Genomic DNA, 19,819 nt, shown 5'->3' on the forward strand with positions numbered 1-19,819 from the left:
CCACACCAGATGCGTTACATTGCCGGGGTGTACGCCGACGACCGCTCGTCCCACCACTCGGTCAGGGCGGTCGCCCGCCGCACCGAGGCCCTCGTCAACGCGCTGACCCGTGACGACCCGACACCGGACGGGATCGCTCGGCTGCTGCGGGAGCACGGCGAGATCGAGCCGGTCAGTGTGTCGGAGCGGGATGTCGCCGAACTGCGGGACGCGGCGCTGGCGCTGCGCCGGGTGTTCGCCGCCGAGGGCCTGGACGCGGCGGTCGCGGAGCTGAACGGGCTCCTCGCGCGGGGGCCGGGCCCGCTGCGGCTGACCGCGCACGGCGGCGACAGCCCGTGGCATCCGCATCTGGACGCGTCGGACGACGCGCCGTGGGGCGAGTGGTTCCTCGCGTCGTCGTGCCTGTGCCTGACGGTCCTGGTCTGGGACCGGCAGCGGGCGCCCGGCGGGCTCTGCGCGGCGCCCGGCTGCGGGCGGGTGTTCCTGGCGCTGGGCAGCGGGGTCCCGCGCCGCTACTGCTCGCGGCGGTGCGCCACCCGCGAACGGGTGGCCGCGCACCGCCGCGCCAAGGCCGCGGGGGCGGCCCCCCGGGCCGGCCGGACCGGTCGGGCGGGCCCGGACGGGGTCAGCGCTTGACGGCGCGCAGCACCACGAACTTCGGGTCGCTGCCGACGACTTCGCAGTTGCCGAACACGCGGCGCAGCGTCACGTGGTAGCCGAGGTGCCGGTTGCCGACGACCCGCAGCTCGCCGCCGCTGCGTAGCACGCGGCGCGCGGCGGTGAACATCCGGCGGGCCGTCGCGTCGGTGACGGCCTGGTGGCTGTGGAACGGCGGGTTGTTGAGGACCACGTCGACCGAGCCGTCCGGTACGTCGGCGGTGCCGTCGCCGACGACGAAGCGGGCCTTCGCACCGGGCGGGGCGGAGGCGCGGAACGTCTCCTCGGCGGAGGCGACCGCCTGGTACGACTCGTCGGTGAGGATCACCTCGGCGTCCGGCTCCGCGACCGCGACGGCCAGCCCGACCACGCCGTTGCCGCAGCCCAGGTCGAGGACGCGGGCGGCGCCGAGGCCGGTCGGCAGGTGCTTCAGGAACAGGCGGGTGCCGATGTCGAGGCGGTCCGCGCAGAAGACGCCCGCGTGGTTGACGACGGTCCTGCCGGCGACCGCCGGGGCGTCGCCGGGCAGCGCGTACCGGTGCGGCCAGGGGTTGGCGGGGCGGTGGAGGTCCGGGTCGGGGACGGTGTGGATGAGCCGGGCCTTCTTCACCGCGAGGGAGGTGCGGGTGGGGCCGACGAGCCGTTCGAACAGGGTGAGCGTGGAGGTGTGGATCTCCTTGACCATGCCCGTGCCGATGACGGCCGTCCCGGCGTGCAGGGCGGGCGCGAGGCGGTGCAGCTGGTCCTCCAGGAGCGCCAGGCTCTTGGGGACGCGGACCAGCAGCACGTCGATCCGCTCGGGCGGGGCGTCGCGCGTGGTGAGGAGCCGTACGCGGTCATCGGCGCGGCCGGCCCGGGCGAGGTTGGCGCGGGTGGCCTCGCGGCCCAGGTACGAGTCGGTGATCTGGACCAGTCCGGCGGGGCCCGGGTGGCCGGCGAGGGCGGTGGCCAGGGCGCCCCAGCGGTCGCCGACCACGGCCACGGTGCCCCGGAGCGCGGGGCGTCCGGCTCGGCGAGGTGCCGCAGCAGGTACTCGTCGGCGGCGTCCCAGGCGCGCAGCGGGTCGCGGGGATGGTCGGGGAAGCGGGTGAGGGCGAGGTCGCCCCAGGCCGTGGACAAACGGTTCATCGTGAGGTTCAGGCTAGCGGGTGCCGCGCGGCGCGGACGCCGTACGGGGACCCGGCCGGGCCGCCGTACGGCAGGAGAGCTCCCTGGCCACCGGTCCGGCGGGCCGCCACCGGGGCCACCGGTCACCGCCGGCCCGGGCCACGGGCGGTCCCGGCCACGGGCAGCCCCGCTCCCCGGCCATGGGTGGTCCCGGTCACCGCCCGCCCCAGCCACGGGCCCGGGCCAAGAGCGGCCCCGGTCACCGCCCGCCCCGGTCACTGCCGGTCCCCGCCGCCTGGTGGCGTCGGACTAGCCGAAGTCGAGGACCATCCAGCGGTCCGCGTCGTCGATGCGCCGGAAGCCGAGCTTCTCGTACAGGCCGTGCGCGTCCGCCGTGGCGAGCATGACGCGGCTCAGGCCGTGCGGGGCGAGGTGGTCGCGGACCGCCGCCACCAGCGCCGTGCCGAGGCCGGCGCCGCGCGCCGCCGGGTCGACGTACACGTCGCACAGCCAGGCGAAGGTCGCGAGATCGGTCACCACGCGCGCGTAGGCGGCCATGTCGCCGCTGCGCGTGTCGTACGCGGCGAAGTTGAGGGAGCCGTCGACGGCGCGGTCCTGCTTCCCGCGGCTGCGCCCCCGCGCCCAGTACGTGTCGGTCGACAGCCACATGTGGAGCCGTTCCCGGTCGACTCGGGCGGGGTCGGTCGAAATCTCGTACGAGCCGAAAGCGTTCGTTTCCGTCATGGTCGAACGTTCGCAGGGGAAGGGCCCGTTGTCAGTGGCGGGTGCCACGATCGGAGGTATGAACGCGACTGCTGCCGACTACCGCTGGCTCGGTGACCACTGCCCGGAGCTCATCGAGGCGTACTGCCTGACGCTGGTGCACGCGGTCTCCCCCGACGAGGCGCTGGAGCGGCTGCGGGGCCGTGCGGACGGCCGGGTGACGGGCATAGCCCCGCTCGTCGAGGCCGCGGCGGCGGCGTGGAAGGAGTCCGGCGGCGACCGGCACTTCCTGGGCGTCTGCGAGGTGGACGGCTGGACGCTGATGATCGAGCCGAACGGCTATCTGGGCACGCTCGACGAGGCGGCCGTGCCCCTGTCCCGGGGGACGGAGCTGGTCACGCACTTCCGCAATGTGAACGCGGTGGACCACTTCAGCCGGTACGCGGACGGCGAGCTGCGGCTGCACTTCGAGCCGCTGTTCCCGTACGCGCGGGACGGCGCCGACCCGGACGGCGCCGTGGCCCTGATGCGGGAGGTCGGCTTCGGCCTGCGGGAGGACGACGAGGGGCCGGAGCCGACGACGGAGGCGGCGTTCGCCCTGGCGGAGCGGATGACGGGGGTGCGGCTGACGCCGGAGCTGCTGGACGGGGCGGAGTTCCGGACGGGTTCGGTGCCGGTCTTCTGAGCCCCGCCCGGCGCGGAGGCACCGCACGGAGGTACCGCACCGAGGCACCGCACGGAGGCACCGCGGGGCCACTCTCCCGAGTGACGCGGAGCACAGGTGCGGACGTAGACTCCCAGATACGGAGAATCCGGTGCGAGGAGGTCACTCCCGATGGAAGCAACCGTGGGCGACAAGCTGCTGGTGCACGGCCGGGTGGTCGGACAGCACGACCGGACGGCCGAGATCGTCGAGGTCCTCGGCGAGCACGGCCACCCGCCGTACCGCGTCAAGTTCGACGACGACGGGCACGAGGCCGTCGTGTCCCCGGGCCCGGACGCCGCCGTTCGTCACAAGGGGGAGTTCAAGGCGCGCCCCTGACCGCGCCCGCGCATCACCAGCCCGGCGGGCGGACCGGTGTCGGGTAGTGGTCGGCCACGACCCTGGCCATCGCCCCGATCCGGTCCGCGACCACGTCCCGCGCCCCGAAGAAGGCGTGCCCCAGGACCTGGTCGTGCTCGGCGGCGAAGGTGAGGTGCCGGGACAGCTCCGCGGGGTCCTGCCAGGGCGCGGGCGCCGCCGGGTCCCCCGCCCGGTACAGGCCCTCCCCCACGTACAGATGGACGTCCGTGCCGCGCACCACGTCGTTCCACCACGGCACCAGCGCGGCGTAGTCGGCGGCGGCGAAGCCGATGTGCCAGTACAGCTGCGGGACGACGTAGTCGATCCAGCCCTGCTTGATCCACTTGCGGGTGTCGGCGTGCAGGTCGTCGTACGTCTGCAGACCGCGCGTGTCGGAGCCGAGCGGGTCGGTCGCGGCGTTGCGCCAGATCCCGAACGGGCTGATGCCGAACCTCACACCGGGCTTGACCGCCTTGATGCGGGCGGACATCTCCCGGACCAGCAGGTCGATGTTGTCCCGCCGCCAGGCCGCCCGGTCCGGGAAGCCGCCGCCGTGCGCCTCGTACGCCGCGTCGTCGTCGAAGACCTGCCCGGCCACCGGGTACGGGTAGAAGTAGTCGTCGAAGTGGACCGCGTCCAGGTCGTAGCGGCGTACGGCGTCGAGCATGGCGTCCTGGACGAACCGCCTCACCTGCGGCAGGCCCGGGTTGTAGTAGAGCTTCCCGCCGTACGGGACGACCCAGTCCGGGTTGCGGCGCGCCGGGTGGTCGGCGGCGAGCCGCGTCGGGTCGGCGTGGGTGGCCACCCGGTACGGGTTGAACCAGGCGTGCAGCTGCAGGCCGCGCCGGTGGGCCTCGGCGACGGCGGTGCCGAGCGGGTCCCAGCCGGGGTCCTTGCCCTGGACGCCGGTGAGGCACTGGGCCCACGGCTCGTACGGCGACGGCCACAGCGCGTCGGCGGTCGGCCTGACCTGGAGGATCACCACGTTGAGGCGCCGCTTCACGGCCTGGTCGAGCAGGGCGGTGAGCTCGGCGCGCTGCTGGGCCGCGGACAGCCCGGTGCGGGAGGGCCAGTCGCGGTTGGTGACCGTCGCCACCCACATGCCGCGGAACTCCTCCGCGCGCAGGCCCCCGCGCCGCCCCTTGGCGTCCCCGCGCCCGCCGCCCTCTCCCCGCCGGCCCCCGTCGCCGCCCCGGCCACCGCCCCGGTGGCCCGCCGCGCCGACCGCGTCCCCGCTGACCAGCAGGGACGCCACCAGTCCCGTCGCCGCCGCGACCATTGCGCGCCGCCCGACGCCGCCGCCGCCCTTGTGTCCCATGTGTGCCCCAGCCTTCCCGTCGTACCCGGCCCCGCCCGTGCGCCGTGATCGTTTCGGGCGCTTCGCGCCCTTCGCGCTCTAGGAGACGAAAGCGGGTGCCCCGGACCGTATGACCGTCTCCGGGGGAGCATGCCCGGCCCGGAGGACCGCCGATCCGCGCGAACGGAGTAACGTCGTGGGGTCGAGGCGGGAGAGCCGGAACCATACGGACGCCCCGCCACCCGAAGATCAGCGAAAGGCACGAGGTGACGGACTCAATGGCCGACATTGCACGCGTCGGAGTGGTGGGCTGCGGTCAGATGGGCGCGGGCATCGCGGAGGTGTGTGCCCGCAGCGGCCTCGAGGTCAAGGTGGCCGAGACCACCGGCGAGGCGCTGGAGATCGGCCGTACCCGGCTGTACAACTCCCTCGACAAGGCCGCCCAGCGCGGCAAGATCAGCGAGGAGGAGCGTGACGCGACGCTCGCCCGGCTGAGCTTCACCACCGACCTCGGGGAGTTCGCCGACCGCGATCTGGTCATCGAGGCGGTCGTCGAGAACGAGCAGGTCAAGACGGAGATCTTCCAGGTCCTCGACCAGGTGGTCACCCGGCAGGACGCCATCCTGGCGTCCAACACGTCCTCCATCCCGCTGGTGAAGCTGGCCGTGGCGACCTCCCGCCCCGACCAGGTCATCGGCATCCACTTCTTCAACCCGGCGCCGGTCCAGCAGCTGGTCGAGCTGATCCCCGCGCTGACCACGTCGGAGGGCACCATCAGCCGTGCCCAGGCCGTGGTCGAGAAGGTCCTCGGCAAGCACGCGATCCGCGCGCAGGACCGGTCCGGTTTCGTGGTGAACGCGCTGCTGATCCCGTACCTGCTCTCCGCGATCCGGATGTTCGAGTCGGGCATCGCCAGCCGCGAGGACATCGACAACGGCATGGAGATGGGCTGCGCCCACCCGATGGGCCCGCTCAAGCTGTCCGACCTGATCGGCCTGGACACGGTCGCCTCGGTCGCCGACTCGATGTACGCCGAGTACAAGGAGCCCCTGTACGCCGCTCCCCCGCTGCTCCAGCGCATGGTCGACGCGGGCCGCCTGGGCCGCAAGACCGGCTCCGGCTTCTACGTCTACTCCTGAGCCGCCGGGGGTCGGCGCACCGCTCCGGCCCCCGCGCTCACGCCCGCCTGTCAGCCCAGCCGCAGGTGGTGGAGCATCAGCAGGCCGGCCGCCATGTTGGCGGCCGGGACCTCGCCCCGGGCGATCAGGTCGGGGACGAGCTTCAGCGGTATCCACGCGCGGCGGCTCGACTCGACGGCGTCCTCGGGCTCGCCCACATACGTGGCCTCCCGCGACCAGTACAGGTGGTGGCGGGCGTCGGTCAGCCCGTTCGACGGCTCGACGGTCATCAGGTGCCGCAGCGGGCCGGGACGCCAGCCGGTCTCCTCCTCCATCTCGCGCGCCGCGGCCGCCTCGACGTCCTCGCCGTCCTCCACCACCCCCGCGGCCAGCTCCCAGCCCCAGGTGTCGGTGATGAAGCGGTGCCGCCACAGCAGCAGCACCTCGTCCGCGTCGTTGACGGCGGTGGCCACGGCGACCGGGCGGAGCCGGATGAGGAAGTGGTCCAGGCGCCGCCCGTCCGGGAGCGCCACATCCGCCAGGTTGACCCGGAACCAGGGGTTCTCGTACACGGTCGTCTCGCCGAGGTTCGTCCACCGCACTGCGCTGCCACCTTCCTGTCGGAGGCAATATCGCAGCTGCCGGCCCGTCAGAGGGGAACGCGCAGGGCCGCCTCGATCTTTTCGGCCGCCTCGCCGGCGTCGCCCGAGCCGCTGGCCATCAGGTGCTCCCGCACCTCCCGCAGACGGCCCCTGAGCCGCCGCGACTCCATTCCGCGGGCCCGCTCGGCCATCTCGGCGGCCGTCCGCGCGGCCCGGTCCGGCTCGCCCTGGCGCAGCTGGATCTGGCTGAGAATCGCCAGCCGGTGCACCCGCCCCCGGTCGTGCGCGGGCGTGCGGACGGCGGCGGCGGCGTTCTCCCGCGCGCCGGACAGATCGCCCAGGCTCAGCAGCGCCTCCGCGGCCCGCACGTTGACCAGGCCCGGCTGCACATAGCCGGTCTCGTCCGGCTCCTGGCCCGGCCGGATCCGCTCCGCCTCCCGCTCGGCCCGCCGGACGCAGCGCAGCGCCGCCGCACCGTCGCCGAGGTGCGCGTACGCCTGCGCCTGCATCGCGTACAGGTCGGCGGTGAGCGCCGGGGTGAGGCACGCCCCCGCCGACCTCAGCGCCGCCTCCGCGAACGCCACGGCCTCGCGGTACTCCCCTGTGAACAGCGCCTGGTTGACGAGCAGCGCGATCACATAGGCGCCCAGGCCCCGGTCGCCGCTGGCCTTCGCCAGGCGCAGGGCCTGGTGGAAGTAGCGCTGGGCGAGGCCCAGTTCGTCGGAGTCGTACGCGCAGATGCCCGCCACCGCGACCAGGCCGCCCGCCGCGCGGTGCAGCCGCCGCCCCAGGGCGTCGCCGTAGGAGCCGCGCAGCAGCGGGGCGGTACGGGCGTTGAGGAAGCCGACGATCCGGGCGCGGGTGGCGATGCCGCCGGCCCTGCGGTACATCAGCTCGTAGTGGGCGCGGGCCGCGCGGAGCGTCTCGATGTCCACGGCGCTGACGTCGGTGGTGCCGCGGCGGGACACGTCGGCGTCCTCGGGCGGGTTCTCCCACTCCCAGACCGGCATCACGGCGGGGGTGCCGGTGACCGCCGCGACGCCCAGGAGGTGCGGGCGGCGCTGCTCGTCGGACCGCCACAGGGCCGTGGCCCGCTCGACGAACCCGGCCAGCGGCGTCCCCTGGCCGGGCGCGGCGCCGCCGTCCGGTACGCCGAGCCCGACGTCGTCCAGGGTGACCGGGCGGCGCAGCCGGGCGGCCAGCACCTCGCAGATCAGGTCCGGGACCCGGCCGCGCGGGCGCTGCCCCTTCAGCCAGCGGGCGACGGCCGTGTGCTCGTACCGCAGCGTCAGGCCGTGTGCGCGGCCCGCCCGGTTGACGTGGGCGGCGAGGCCCGCGTGGGACATCCCCGCCTCGTCGAGCAGGGCGTCGAGCAGGGTGTTGGGCTGCATGGGGTCCCTCAGCGTGCCGTGCGGTGTGCCGTCTGCCGTGTGTGCCACCGGGCGGCCCGCACGGGTGCCCGATTCGCACGGGGTGTGAACGAAGTGCCGGTATCCGTGCCCCGTGCGCGCTTCCGGCATGCGGCGGGGCCCGGTTGACTTGATGCCTCTCAGGAGGCGGCCGGGCCGCCGGCTCCCCCCTCGTACAGGCGGCGGCCCGGCCGCGCACCGCCCGCCCCGCCGGTCCGCCCGACACATTTCGGCGGGGGCGGGTGGTGCCGGTCCGCACCGTCCGGTCCAGCCGCTATCGGGAGGACGGTGCGGGCCGGGTCGGGCGCGGGCCCGGATCGCCGGGCTGCACGGGGACGAGGACGCGGTCGGCGGGCACGCGGTCGTTGCGCACGACGACGAACGACACGTCGTCGCCGAGGCGGCCGTCGGTGTGGGCGAGCAGCGCGGCGCGCACGTCGTCGATGACGGCGTCCGGGGCGAGGGCCGTACGCCGCGCGATCGTGCCGAGCACGGTCTCCAGCGGGAAGAAGCGCCCGCCCGCGTCCCGTGCCTCCGCCGCGCCGTCCGTGTGGAGGAACAGCGCCTCGCCGGGCAGCAGCCGGTCGCAGCGCCGTACGGGCAGGGTGTCGGGCAGCGGGAACGCGCCGAGCGGCGGCAGCGGCACGCCGGTGGCGAGCGGCTCCGCGTCGTCGTGCCCGAGCCGGTACGGCCAGGGGTGGCCGCAGTTGAGGACCAGCACGTCGCCGTTGTGGCGGATGTCGAGCAGCAGGACGGTGACGAACTCCTCGGCGGGGCCGCCCGCCACGGGGTGCGCGGGGTCCTCGTCGCGGGTCCGCTCCCCCGCGTACCGCTGGAGGGCCCGGTCGAGCCGGCGCAGCAGTCCGCCGAGCCCCGGCTCCTCGTACGCCGCCTCCCGGAAGCTGCCGAGGACGGCGGCGACCGCGCCGAGGCCGGTCAGCCCGTGGCCCCGCACATCGCCGATGATCACGCGGACGCCGTACGGGGTGGCGAGCGCCTCGTACAGGTCCCCGCCGACGACCGCGCCGGGCACGGCGGGCAGTTGCCTGCCGGCGAGGGCGAGCCCGTCGAGGCGGGGCGGCAGGGGGCGCAGGAGGACCCGCTGGGCGGCGTGGGCGATCGCCTCGATCTGCCGCAGCCGGCGGCGCAGGCTCCGGCAGACGCCCATGGCGAGGCCGGTCCCGACGGCGAGGAAGACGGCGCTGCCGGCCATCCGCGCGGCCAGGTCGTCCTGGCGGGCCAGCGGGCACGTCATCTTCCACGTCACGGCGACGGCACCCCACAGTGTCGGCAGGGCCAGCGGGGCGAGCGGGCCGGCTCTCCGCGCGCGGGGCCTCCGGGACCAGCAACGGATCATGCGGACCGCCCTTCTTCAGGCCCCTTGTCGCGGTCGGGACGATTCTGTCGATCGTCCCTTCTCGCGGGGAACGTCCACCAGGCTTCTCACTCGAATGAGTGAGCAACCGCGCGCACGCCCCCAGCGCGCCCGGGGCTTTCCGCCACCAGGAAAGGGGAAGGGGCGCGTCCGGTGGTCCGGACGCGCCCCTTCTTCCGTGGGCGGGGGTGGTGTGCGGGGCGTCAGGCGCCGCGCAGGACCGCCCCGGTGCGCTCGGCGGCGAGCGCCACGGCGGCGTCGCGGGCGGCGGTGGCCTCCTCGACGGTCAGCGTGCGGTCCGCGGCGCGGAACCGCAGCGCGTACGCCAGGGACTTCTTGCCCTCGCCGATCTGCTCGCCGGTGAACGTGTCGAACAGCCGGATCGACTCCAGCAGTTCGCCCGCGCCCTCGGTGAGGTGGCGCTCCACCTCGGCGGCCGGCACGGCCTGGTCCACGACCAGCGCGACGTCCTGCGTGGCCACCGGGAAGGTGGAGATGCGCGGGGCGCGCACCGGGCCGGTGGAGGCGCGCTCGACCAGGTCGAGGTCGAGCTCCATGGCGCAGGTGCGGGCGGGCAGGCCGAGCGCCTTGACGACGCGCGGGTGCAGCTCGCCGGCGTGGCCGGCGGTCCGCTCGGCGCCGTCCACGACGACGACCAGCTCGGCGCAGCGGCCGGGGTGCCAGGGGCCGTACTGGCCCTGCCGGACGATCAGCTCGGCGCCGGCCTCGCGGGCGACGGTCCGGGCGGCCTCGACCGCGTCGGCCCAGTCGGACGGGCGGCCCTTGCCCCACCAGCCGGCCTGCTCGCGCGCCCCGGCGAGGACCACGGCGGCGTGCCGGGGCTGCTCGGGCAGGACGGCGTCGACTCCGGCGAGCTCCGCGTCGGTCGGGCGGCGGTCGACGGGCAGCCGGACCGCGACACCCGGCTCGGCCGGGGCGTGGAAGACGAGGCCGGTCTCGAAGAGGGCCAGGTCGTGGCTGCCGCGGCCGTCGTTGCGGCGCAGGGCGGCGAGGAGGCCCGGCAGCAGCGTGGTGCGCAGCGCGGGCTCCTCGTCGGAGAGCGGGTTGACGAGCTTGACGACGCTCCGGGCGCGGTCGTCCGCCGGGATGTCGAGCTGGTCGAGGACCTGCTCGCTGATGAACGGGTAGTTCAGCGCCTCGACGTAGCCGGCGCCGGCCAGGGCGCGGCCCACGCGGCGGTGGGTGCGCTGGCGCTCGGTGAGCCCGCGGCCGGCGGGCGGCTTGGGCAGGGTCGAGGGGAGGTTCTCGTAGCCCTCCAGGCGGATGACCTCTTCGGCGAGGTCGTTGGGCTCGTTGAGGTCGGGGCGCCAGGACGGGACGGTGACGACCAGCTCGTCCTGCCCGTACACGTCGCAGCCGACCTCCTGGAGGCGGCGGACGACGGTCTCGCGGCCGTAGGAGACGCCGGCGACGCGGTCCGGGTGGTCGGCGCGCATGGCGATGGTGCGGGGCGCGCTCGGGGCGACGATCTCGGTGACGCCGGCCTCGGCGGTGCCGCCCGCGAGGAGGACCAGCAGGTCGACCGTGCGCTGCGCCGCGGCGGCCGCGGCCTGCGGGTCGACGCCCCGCTCGAACCGCCGGGACGCCTCGGAGGACAGCTTGTGGCGGCGGGCGGTGCGGGCGATGGAGATCGCGTCGAAGTGCGCGGCCTCGATGACGACCTCGGTGGTGCCGCGGACCTGCCCGGTCTCCGGGTCGGTCCCGGCGTCGGCGATCTCGGTGTTGGCGCCGCCCATGACACCCGCGATGCCGATGGGGCCGCGGCTGTCGGTGATGACGAGGTCGGCCGGGTCGAGGACGCGGACGGTGCCGTCGAGGGTGGTGATCTTCTCGCCGGGCTCGGCGCGGCGCACGCCGATCGGGCCGTCGAGGCGGCTGCGGTCGTAGGCGTGGAGCGGCTGGCCCAGTTCGAGCATCACGTAGTTGGTGACGTCGACGGCGAGGGAGACCGGGCGCATGCCGGCCTTCTGCAGGCGGCGCTGGAGCCAGATCGGGGACCGGGCCTCGGGGTCGAGGCCGACGACGGTGCGCGCGGTGAAGCGGGAGCAGCCGACGGGGTCGGTGACCTGGACCGGGTAGCCGTACGAGTTCGGCGCGGGCACGTCGAGGAGGGCCGGGTCGCGCAGCGGCAGCCCGTACGCGATGGCCGCCTCGCGGGCGACACCGCGCATCGACAGGCAGTAGCCCCGGTCGGGGGTGACGGCGATGTCGAGGACCTCGTCGTACAGCTCCAGCAGGGCGGTGGCGTCGGTGCCGACCTCGTGCTCGGGCGGCAGGACGATGATGCCCTTGGTGCCGTCGTCGCCCATGCCGAGCTCGTCGGAGGAGCAGATCATGCCGCGGGACATCCGGCCGTACGTCTTGCGCTCGGCGATGCGGAAGTCGCCGGGCAGCACGGCGCCGGGGAGGGCCACGACGACCTTGTCGCCCTCGGCGAAGTTCCGGGCGCCGCAGATGATCTCCTGGGGCTCGCCGGTGCCGTTGGCCTGGCCGACGTCGACGGTGCAGTAGCGGATCGGCTTCTTGAACTCGGTCAGCTCCTCGATGGTGAGGACCTTGCCCACCACGAGCGGGCCGGTGAGGCCGGCGCCGAGCTGCTCGACGGTCTCGACCTCCAGACCGGCCGAAACCAGCTTGGCCTGTACGTCTCGGCCGGTCTCCGTCGCCGGCAGGTCGACGTACTCCCGCAGCCACGAAAGCGGGACCCGCATCAGATCTCCATCCCGAACGGCCGGGTGAACCGGACGTCACCCTCGACCATGTCTCGCATGTCTTCGACGTTGTGGCGGAACATCAGCATCCGCTCGATGCCGAACCCGAAGGCGAAGCCGCTGTACTTCTCCGGGTCGACGCCGCAGGCGATGAGCACCTTCGGGTTGACCATGCCGCAGCCGCCGAGCTCGATCCAGCCCTCGCTGCCGCAGGTGCGGCAGGGCCGGTCCGCGTTGCCGACGGACTCGCCGCGGCAGACGTAGCAGAGCATGTCCATCTCGGCGGACGGCTCGGTGAACGGGAAGAAGTTCGGGCGGAGCCGGGTCTTCATGTCCGGGCCGAACAGGGCCTGGACCATGTGGTCGAGCGTGCCCTTGAGGTCGGCCATGGTGAGGCCCTCGTCGACGGCGAGCAGCTCGATCTGGTGGAAGACCGGGGTGTGCGTGGCGTCGAGCTCGTCGGTGCGGTAGACGCGGCCGGGGCAGACGACGTACACGGGCGGCTCGCGGTCCACGAGCGTGCGCGCCTGCACCGGGGAGGTGTGGGTGCGCAGCACGATGCCGGACTCGTCGCCGCGGGTCCCTTCGGGGCCCTCGACGAAGAAGGTGTCCTGCATCTGGCGGGCCGGGTGGTCGGGCACGAAGTTGAGGGCGTCGAAGTTGAACCACTCCGCCTCGGCCTCGGGGCCCTCGGCGACCTCGTAGCCCATGGAGACGAAGACGTCCGCGACGCGCTCCATGAGGGTGGTCAGCGGGTGGCGGGCGCCGGCCGGGGTGCGGTCGTAGGGCAGTGTGACGTCCACCGCCTCCTCGACCAGCACCCGGGCGTCGCGCTCGGCCTCCAGCTCGGCCTGGCGGGCGGCCAGGGCCTTGGCCACCGCGCCGCGCGCCTGCCCGACGCGCTTGCCCGCCTCGGCCTTGGCCTGCGGGGGCAGGGCGCCGATCTCCCGGTTGGCGAGGGCGAGGGGCGAGGTGCCGCCCGTGTGGGCGACCTTCGCGTGGGCGAGCTCGTCGAGGTCGCCGGCGGCGGCGAAGGCGGCGAGCGCCTCGTCCCGCATGCGCTCGATCTCTTCCGGTTTCAGTGCCTCGACCTCGACTGGGTCGTACGACTTGTTGGGTGCCGACATCTCTTCCCGTACTTCCGAATGGGCTGGCTGGGGCCCCCGCTCGACGACCGAGGACGCAAAGGTGCCAAAGCTTGAGTCTAACGGGGTATGGCTGTCGCGGATGAGCCCGTGGGGCCGGGCCGGGTCCTCGCCGGCGGGGTCAGATCCCCTGGGTGAGGTACGCCGGGGCGCCCACGGGCAGGACGAATCGGAACCTGGCGCCGCCCGAGGGGGCGCGTCCGACGGTGATGGCGCCGCCGTGGGCCTCCACGAGGCCCTTGACGATGTAGAGGCCGAGACCGGTGCCGCCGCGGGTGCTGCCCCGCCAGAAGCGGGTGAAGACACGGCCCATCGACTCCTCGGGGATGCCGGGGCCTTCGTCGCTCACGGTGACCGCCGTTCCTTTCTCGCCGTCCTGTGCGCCGGTGGGTGCCACTTCGATGGTGACGGTTCCGGCGCCGTGGCGCACCGCGTTTTCCAGGAGGTTCCCGAGGATCTGGTCGATCTTGTCGGGGTCGGCCCACAGATCGGGCAGGGGGCGGCGGACGCGGACGAAGAAGCGGTCGGGAGCCAGGCCTCGGGCGGTGAGGCCCTGGACGTGGCGGCCGACGGCGGCGGCGATGTCGACGGGCTGGCGGCGCACCTCCAGGCGGCCGGCGTCGATGCGGGAGATGTCGAGCAGTTCGGAGATGAGCCGGGTGACGCGGTGGGCGTCGTTGTGGACGGTCTCCAGGATGAGCCGCTTCTGCTCGTCGGTGAACCGCTCCCACTTGGTGAGGAGGGTGTGGGTGAAGCCGCGGACCGAGGTGAGCGGGGAGCGCAGCTCGTGGGCGACGGTGGCGATCAGCTCGGCGTCGCTGCGTTCGTTGCGGCGGCGCGCCTCGGTGCCGCGGAGGGTGACGACGACGCGGCGGACCGGCCCGAGCGGCTGGTCGCGCACGTACCGGGCGGCGACGAGGAGCTCGCGGCCGCCGGGCAGCAGCAGGTTCCGCTCGGGCTGGCCGGTGCGGGTGGCGAGGCCGCCGTACGGGTCGGTCAGCGGCCACCAGCGGTTGCCCTTGATGTCCTCCAGCGGGAGGGCGTCGTCGAGGCGGCTGCCGATGGCCCGCTCGCGGGGTACGGCGGTGAGGCGGGCGGCCTTGGCGTTGAAGCAGACGATCCGCCCGTCGGCGTCGGCGACGACGAGCCCGTCGGGCAGGTCGTCGGGGTCGTACCCGGGCGGGGTCGGGCCGGCGGGGGTGTGCCGGGGCGCCGGCGCGCGCGTTAAGGCGGCGCGGCCCTCCGTGTGGCCGCTCGTGCCGAGCGTCATCCCCGTACCCCCACCCCTCAGTGCTGCGCGACGGGCCCCGAGCCCGTCACCTTACTAGCTCTGGGTGACGGAGCGGCACCCTCCGGTGGCGCGCTGGGCCCGCGCGGACGCGTAGAGGCATACGGCCGCGGCGGTCGCGAGGTTCAGGCTCTCGGCCTTGCCGTGGATGGGGACGCGGACGACGGCGTCGGCGAGGGCGCGGGTCTCCTCGGGCAGGCCCCACGCCTCGTTGCCGAAGATCCAGGCGGTGGGGCCGCCCATGGTGCCCGCGTCGAGTTCGGCGTCGAGGTCGTCGTCGCCGGCGCCGTCGGCCGCGAGGATGCGCACACCGGCGGCCTGGAGCCCGGCGACGGCCCGTTCGACGGGGACGCCCACGGCGACGGGCAGGTGGAAGAGGGAGCCGACGGAGGCGCGGACGGACTTGGGGTTGTACAGGTCGACGGAGGCGTCGGTGAGGACGACGGCGTCGGCGCCCGCCGCGTCGGCGCAGCGCAGCACGGTGCCGGCGTTTCCGGGGTCGCGTACGTGGGCGAGGACGGCGACCAGCCTGGGGCGGGCGGCGAGGATGTCCTCGAACGGCGAGTCGAGGAAGCCGCACACGCCGACGATGCCCTGCGGGGTGACGGTCTGGGAGACCTCGGCGAGGACGGCGTCGGAGGCGTGGTGGACGCGGGCCCCGGCGGCGCGGGCGGCGTCGACGATGTCGGCGTACCGGGTGGCGGCCTCGGTGGTGGTGAAGAGTTCGAGCAGGGTCGGCTCGCCGCCGGGCCCTCGGTGTTCGGCGGCCTCGCGGACGGCCTGCGGACCCTCGGCGATGAACCGGCGCTCCTTGCTCCGGAAGTTCCGCTTGGCGAGGCGCCGCGCCGCGGCGACGCGCGGGGAACGCGGGGAGATCAGCTCGGGGGTGCCCATGGTGCTCGGCGACTCTTTCTGGCTGCGGGGTCGGGGGCTGCGTGGCGGGACGGCGAACGCGCCGGACCCGCAGGCGCGGGGCCTGCGGGTCCGGTCGGAAGATCGGCGGCCTGGGGGATCAGGCGGCGGCCTTCGGGGCGTTGACGTCGCTCGGGAGGGCCTTCTGGGCGACCTCGACGAGGGCGGCGAACGCGTTCGCGTCGTTGACCGCGAGCTCGGCCAGGATCTTGCGGTCCACCTCGACGTTGGCGGCCTTCAGACCCTGGATGAAGCGGTTGTACGTGATGCCGTTGGCGCGGGCAGCGGCGTTGATGCGCTGGATCCACAGCTGACGGAAGTCGCCCTTGCGCTTCTTGCGGTCGTTGTAGTTGTAGACCAGCGAGTGGGTGACCTGCTCCTTGGCCTTGCGGTACAGGCGCGAGCGCTGGCCGCGGTAACCGCTGGCCTGCTCGAGGATCGCACGGCGCTTCTTGTGAGCGTTGACTGCGCGCTTGACGCGTGCCACTTGTTAACTCCTTGTAGCGGGGCCGCGGGGGTGTTCACACGGCCCGGAAACGAATGGGTCCCGGAATCCGGGGCTTCGGATCAGGCGGTCAGGATCAGATGCCCAGCATCTTCTTGATCTTGGCGCTGTCACCCGGGGCCATCTCGGCGTTGCCAGTGAGGCGGCGCGTCAGCTTGGACGACTTGTGCTCGAGCAGGTGGCGCTTGCCGGCGCGCTCGCGGAGCACCTTGCCCGAGCCGGTGATCTTGAAGCGCTTCTTGGCACCGCTGTGCGTCTTGTTCTTCGGCATAGCGCCGTTATCTCCTCGTCAGTGGCGCTCCCAGCCGGTCCGGGGACCGGCGCGCGGGAGCGTCAGGTGGATCGGGTTTCGAGTCCTGGGCGGGATTGCCCGGACACGGCCTTGCGGGCTACTCGGCGGACGTTTCCGCCTGCGGCTCCGCCTGGGCGGGCTGGCCCTGGCGCTCCGCCTTGCGGGCGGCCTGCGCCTCACGGGCCTCGGCCATGGCCTCGGTCTTCTTCTTGTGCGGACCGAGAACCATGATCATGTTTCGGCCGTCCTGCTTCGGGTTCGACTCGACGAAACCGAGGTCCTGGACGTCCTCCGCGAGCCGCTGCAGGAGCCGGTAGCCGAGCTCCGGCCGGGACTGCTCGCGTCCACGGAACATGATCGTGATCTTGACCTTGTCGCCCTGCTTGAGGAACCGGACGACGTGACCCTTCTTGGTGTCATAGTCGTGCGGGTCGATCTTCGGCCGGAGCTTCATCTCCTTGATGACCGTGTGCGCCTGGTTCTTGCGCGCCTCACGGGCCTTCATGGCCGACTCGTACTTGAACTTCCCGTAGTCCATGAGCTTGCACACGGGCGGACGGGCGTTCGCCGCGACCTCGACCAGGTCGAGGTCGTACTCCTGGGCAAGCTCCAGGGCCTTGGCAAGCGGGACAATCCCGACCTGCTCGCCGCTGGGACCGACAAGTCGCACCTCGGGAACGCGAATCCGGTCGTTGATGCGGGGCTCGGCGCTGATGGATCCTCCTCGGTAGCACCACGCGACCGCCTGGCGGACGGACGCGTAACGTCTGTTTAGCGAGACCAACCGCGCCGGCGCATGAAAAATGCCCCGGACGGGACACAGGCGGGGCTCCTGGTGATACCGGAGCACCGCCACGGCGTACCGCGGGGCGCTGAGCTCGGGCGGGTCCATCGTCCGTACGGAACGATGGGCGCCGCCTGACCGGTGACCCGCCGTCCCGGAGGACGGTCAGGTGGGAGACGGAGCCTCCACTTGTGGGCCGGAGCTCATGGGTTCCGGCCGGTCGTCACACCAGGCTACCAGCTGGCCGCCGGTGCGCCCAACCGGGCGGGCGGCGCGGGACGGCTCGGGCGACCGCCTATCGTGTGGGGCATGAGTGACGCGACACCCCCCGAGCCCGGCCCCGACTTCGACGCCATGACCCGCGACATCGCGGAGGTCCCCGCGGTCGAGGTGATCGTCACGGTCGCCGTGAACCTGATGAGCGCCGCGGCCGTGAAGCTCGGGCTGACCGAGGAGGGCGACGCGCACAAGGACCTCGACGAGGCCCGCAAGCTGGTGCACGCCCTGGCCGGTCTGCTGGACGCGAGCACCACGGAGATCAGCTCCTTCCACGCGGCGCCGCTGCGGGACGGGCTGAAGTCCCTGCAGCTGGCGTTCCGCGAGGCGTCACTGGTGCCGGACGAGCCGGGCCAGGGGCCGGGCGAGAAGTACACGGGCCCCGTCTACGGCTGACCGGTCCCTCATCCCTGTTCCCTCACGTGGAAGGGCTCGCCCGGCGGGGCGGCCTCGGGCGGCAGCAGTGCCAGGTCGAGGCCCCGCACCAGGCGGGCCCTCAGTGTTTCGTCGCCCGCCAGGGCCGTCGCCACCCGGCGGGCCGCCTCGGCGGGCGCCGCGTCCGGGGCGAGGACCAGCGCGAGGATGCCGTCCGCGCCGCCGCCCCGGCCCAGGTAGGCGCGGAGCACCGCCGGCTCGGCGGCGAGGAGCGCGCGCACGGCGCCGGTGACGGCCGGGTCCGCCAGGGGGTCGGTGCTGGTGCGGCCCTCGGCGAGGGCCAGCAGCGCCCGGCCGGTGACCTCGAACGGCACGGGTCCCGCCATGTCGAGGACGAGCGTGTCGGCCTTCTCGTGCGCGACGGCCTGGAGCGCCTGGCGCAGCGGCACGGCGACGGGGCGGGCGGCGGGGTCCCAGCGGGCGAGCGACGCCGTGGAGGTGAAGGCGGGCAGCGCGCGGCGGTCGCCCGCGGTGAGCGTGGGCACGGCCATGTCGCTGGTCTTCTCGCGGCGCAGGCCGCCCACCCGTCTCCCACCACCGCCCTTCCCCGGAGCTTCGCGCCCCTCCTGATCGTCCTCCTCGACCTCTCCGAGTACGGCGACGACGGGGACGAGGAGTCGCGCCCCCTGGAGGGCCTCCAGCACGCGCGGCTCGGCGCCGCGGTCCTCGGCCCAGGCCGCGAGGGCCTCGCTGAGCCTCGGGTCGGCGGAGCCGTCGTCGTCGGAGAAACCGGGGTCGGGAATGTTCTTGAGCGCCACGGGACCGAGCCTATCGGGACGGTTCGGTCACTTCGCACGGCGGTGCGGGGAGGCGTACGGGGCCGCGGGCCGGCCGGTGCGGCGGTGCGCGGAGGCTGCCGCGGTGCGGGGCGCGCTTGGGTCAGCCGGTGCGGCGGTGCGCGTGGGTGGGCCGGCTCGTGGGGCGCGGGGTCAGCCGGTGCGGCGGCGCTCCGCGCGCCAGAGGGCGGCGGCGGTGACGACCAGCAGGGCGCCGGCGCCTCCGGCGAGCGGGGCGACGAGGCCGGCCGGTTCCTCCGGGTCGGGTTCGCGGCGCGGCCCCGGGCCGAAGTACCGGCGGTCGTAGCCGGCCGCGGCCGCCTTGGGGTCGCCGGGGCGCAGTGCGGCGGCGGCCTCGATGGCGGCGGCGGGGTCGACCGTCCCGTACCCCTTCTCGTCGTCCCGGCCGCCCTCGGGGGCGTCGCGGGCCGTGTCGGCGAGCAGCTTCTTGATCTGGGCGGGGGTGAGCGCGGGGTGCGCGGCGCGGACGAGCGCGGCCGCGCCGGAGACGAACGCGGCGGCGGCGCTGGTGCCCCAGCCCTCGTAGTACTTGCGGTCGGGGTCGGCGATGACGACGTCCACGCCGGGGGCGCTGACGGTGGCGTACCAGCGGCTGGTGGAGAACGAGGCGTGGGTGCCGTAGCGGTCGACGGCGGTCACGGCGATCACGCCGGGGTAGGCGGCCGGGTACGAGACGCGGTCGCCCTTCTCGCCGCCGTTGCCGGCCGACGCGACGACGACGGCGCCCTTGGAGAGGGCGTACTGGACGGCGGCGTCCTCCGCGGCCTCCGGGTGGGCGGACTCGCTGTCGTCGCCGAGCGAGAGGTTGATCACGTCGGCGCCCTGGTCGGCGGCCCAGCGGATGCCCTGGGCGAGGGCGCCGCCCCGGGTGTGGCGGGCGCGGGAGCGGGCCTTGTCGGCGCCTTCGAGGATGACCCGTACGGGCAGGATCTTCGCCTCGGGGGCGACCCCGATGACCCCGTCGCCGTTGCCGGGGCCGTGGCCGTGGCCCGCGATGATCCCGGCCATGGCGGTGCCGTGGCGGGCCCAGGCCCGGTCGCCGCGCTGGGCGCCGAAGCCGATGAGGTCCTTGCCGGGCAGGACGTTGCCCGCGAGGTCGGGGTGGGTGTCGTCGACGCCGGTGTCCAGGACGGCGACGGTGACGCCGCGGCCGCGGGTGGTGTCCCAGGCGCGGTCGGCGTTGATGGCCTCGTTGCCCCACTGGCGGGCCCGTATGCCGTCCGCCCGGGCGGGGGCGGCGGGCAGCAGCGCCAGGGCGGTGGCGGTGAGGGCGGCCAGCAGGAGCCGGGCGGGGGTGCGCGC

The 19,819-nt window shown here is 74.4% G+C and carries 19 protein-coding genes and 1 pseudogene; 5 read left to right on the forward strand and 15 right to left on the reverse strand.

Annotated features, from left to right (window positions below):
• Nucleotides 1–9: 9 nt before the first annotated feature.
• Nucleotides 10–636, forward strand: a complete 627-nt coding sequence (locus ACSUPT_RS04455; protein WP_436943504.1) for a CGNR zinc finger domain-containing protein — start codon at nucleotides 10–12, stop codon at nucleotides 634–636.
• Here ACSUPT_RS04455 and ACSUPT_RS04460 read toward each other — a convergent pair.
• Both ACSUPT_RS04460 and ACSUPT_RS04465 read right to left on the reverse strand, forming a co-directional pair.
• Nucleotides 626–1,785 (reverse strand): annotated as a pseudogene (locus tag ACSUPT_RS04460) (methyltransferase). The gene ACSUPT_RS04455 and the pseudogene ACSUPT_RS04460 overlap by 11 nt on opposite strands.
• 288 nt (nucleotides 1,786–2,073) lie before the next feature.
• A complete protein-coding gene (locus ACSUPT_RS04465; RefSeq protein WP_436943505.1) occupies nucleotides 2,074–2,508 on the reverse strand; it encodes a GNAT family N-acetyltransferase in 435 nt (144 codons plus the stop codon).
• 58 nt (nucleotides 2,509–2,566) lie between these two features.
• Between ACSUPT_RS04465 and ACSUPT_RS04470 the strand changes: the two genes are divergently transcribed.
• Nucleotides 2,567–3,172, forward strand: a complete 606-nt coding sequence (locus tag ACSUPT_RS04470; RefSeq protein ID WP_351963053.1) for a DUF6461 domain-containing protein — start codon at nucleotides 2,567–2,569, stop codon at nucleotides 3,170–3,172.
• Nucleotides 3,173–3,322: 150 nt separating this feature from the next.
• A complete protein-coding gene (locus tag ACSUPT_RS04475) occupies nucleotides 3,323–3,529 on the forward strand; it encodes a DUF1918 domain-containing protein (RefSeq protein ID WP_365726341.1) in 207 nt (68 codons plus the stop codon).
• A 13-nt stretch (nucleotides 3,530–3,542) separates the two neighbouring features.
• Here the strand turns inward: ACSUPT_RS04475 and ACSUPT_RS04480 are convergent, their stop codons facing one another.
• On the reverse strand, nucleotides 3,543–4,868 hold the full coding sequence (locus ACSUPT_RS04480) for a glycoside hydrolase family 10 protein (RefSeq protein ID WP_365726339.1): 1,326 nt from the start codon (nucleotides 4,866–4,868) through the stop codon (nucleotides 3,543–3,545).
• A gap of 257 nt (nucleotides 4,869–5,125) precedes the next feature.
• Between ACSUPT_RS04480 and ACSUPT_RS04485 the strand changes: the two genes are divergently transcribed.
• Nucleotides 5,126–5,986, forward strand: coding sequence for a 3-hydroxybutyryl-CoA dehydrogenase (locus tag ACSUPT_RS04485; RefSeq protein WP_023589560.1), 861 nt, complete (start codon nucleotides 5,126–5,128; stop codon nucleotides 5,984–5,986).
• A 50-nt stretch (nucleotides 5,987–6,036) separates the two neighbouring features.
• Here ACSUPT_RS04485 and ACSUPT_RS04490 read toward each other — a convergent pair whose 3' ends face one another.
• The 10 genes from ACSUPT_RS04490 to infC all read right to left on the reverse strand — a co-directional run bounded on the left by ACSUPT_RS04490 (nucleotide 6,037) and on the right by infC (nucleotide 17,009).
• Nucleotides 6,037–6,567 carry an NUDIX domain-containing protein gene (locus ACSUPT_RS04490; RefSeq protein ID WP_351963056.1) on the reverse strand — a complete coding sequence of 177 codons (531 nt, stop codon included), beginning with the start codon at nucleotides 6,565–6,567 and terminating at the stop codon, nucleotides 6,037–6,039.
• A 47-nt stretch (nucleotides 6,568–6,614) separates the two neighbouring features.
• A complete protein-coding gene (locus tag ACSUPT_RS04495; protein ID WP_436943506.1) occupies nucleotides 6,615–7,958 on the reverse strand; it encodes a tetratricopeptide repeat protein in 1,344 nt (447 codons plus the stop codon).
• Between the two features lie 292 nt (nucleotides 7,959–8,250).
• Nucleotides 8,251–9,333, reverse strand: coding sequence for a PP2C family protein-serine/threonine phosphatase (locus ACSUPT_RS04500; RefSeq protein ID WP_436943507.1), 1,083 nt, complete (start codon nucleotides 9,331–9,333; stop codon nucleotides 8,251–8,253).
• A gap of 221 nt (nucleotides 9,334–9,554) precedes the next feature.
• Nucleotides 9,555–12,083 carry a phenylalanine--tRNA ligase subunit beta gene (pheT, locus tag ACSUPT_RS04505; protein ID WP_361660868.1) on the reverse strand — a complete coding sequence of 843 codons (2,529 nt, stop codon included), beginning with the start codon at nucleotides 12,081–12,083 and terminating at the stop codon, nucleotides 9,555–9,557.
• Nucleotides 12,083–13,210, reverse strand: coding sequence for a phenylalanine--tRNA ligase subunit alpha (gene pheS / locus ACSUPT_RS04510; protein WP_351963060.1), 1,128 nt, complete (start codon nucleotides 13,208–13,210; stop codon nucleotides 12,083–12,085). Before pheS ends, pheT begins: the two co-directional genes overlap by 1 nt.
• Nucleotides 13,211–13,349: 139 nt before the next feature.
• Nucleotides 13,350–14,498 carry a sensor histidine kinase gene (locus ACSUPT_RS04515; RefSeq protein WP_351963061.1) on the reverse strand — a complete coding sequence of 383 codons (1,149 nt, stop codon included), beginning with the start codon at nucleotides 14,496–14,498 and terminating at the stop codon, nucleotides 13,350–13,352.
• 54 nt (nucleotides 14,499–14,552) lie between these two features.
• Complete coding sequence (locus tag ACSUPT_RS04520; RefSeq protein ID WP_351963062.1) at nucleotides 14,553–15,410, reverse strand: TrmH family RNA methyltransferase; 858 nt, start codon at nucleotides 15,408–15,410, stop codon at nucleotides 14,553–14,555.
• A gap of 118 nt (nucleotides 15,411–15,528) precedes the next feature.
• Complete coding sequence (gene rplT, locus ACSUPT_RS04525) at nucleotides 15,529–15,915, reverse strand: 50S ribosomal protein L20 (RefSeq protein ID WP_017945472.1); 387 nt, start codon at nucleotides 15,913–15,915, stop codon at nucleotides 15,529–15,531.
• 94 nt (nucleotides 15,916–16,009) lie between these two features.
• The gene (rpmI, locus tag ACSUPT_RS04530; protein WP_010476245.1) at nucleotides 16,010–16,204 is read right to left on the reverse strand and encodes a 50S ribosomal protein L35; all 195 of its coding nucleotides are present in this window, start codon (nucleotides 16,202–16,204) and stop codon (nucleotides 16,010–16,012) included.
• A gap of 118 nt (nucleotides 16,205–16,322) precedes the next feature.
• Nucleotides 16,323–17,009, reverse strand: coding sequence for a translation initiation factor IF-3 (infC, locus tag ACSUPT_RS04535; RefSeq protein WP_023589552.1), 687 nt, complete (start codon nucleotides 17,007–17,009; stop codon nucleotides 16,323–16,325).
• 309 nt (nucleotides 17,010–17,318) lie between these two features.
• Here infC and ACSUPT_RS04540 point away from each other — a divergent pair, with 309 nt between their 5' ends.
• Nucleotides 17,319–17,681, forward strand: a complete 363-nt coding sequence (locus ACSUPT_RS04540) for a DUF1844 domain-containing protein (protein ID WP_028964449.1) — start codon at nucleotides 17,319–17,321, stop codon at nucleotides 17,679–17,681.
• Nucleotides 17,682–17,689: 8 nt separating this feature from the next.
• Here ACSUPT_RS04540 and ACSUPT_RS04545 read toward each other — a convergent pair whose 3' ends face one another.
• Both ACSUPT_RS04545 and mycP read right to left on the reverse strand, forming a co-directional pair.
• Nucleotides 17,690–18,478 carry an SseB family protein gene (locus tag ACSUPT_RS04545; RefSeq protein WP_436943508.1) on the reverse strand — a complete coding sequence of 263 codons (789 nt, stop codon included), beginning with the start codon at nucleotides 18,476–18,478 and terminating at the stop codon, nucleotides 17,690–17,692.
• A 171-nt stretch (nucleotides 18,479–18,649) separates the two neighbouring features.
• Nucleotides 18,650–19,798 carry a type VII secretion-associated serine protease mycosin gene (gene mycP, locus ACSUPT_RS04550; RefSeq protein ID WP_399219198.1) on the reverse strand — a complete coding sequence of 383 codons (1,149 nt, stop codon included), beginning with the start codon at nucleotides 19,796–19,798 and terminating at the stop codon, nucleotides 18,650–18,652.
• Between the last annotated feature and the right edge of the window lie 21 nt (nucleotides 19,799–19,819).

Source organism: Streptomyces sp. SudanB25_2051 (assembly GCF_964272635.1).
Taxonomy (GTDB): Bacteria; Actinomycetota; Actinomycetes; order Streptomycetales; family Streptomycetaceae; genus Streptomyces.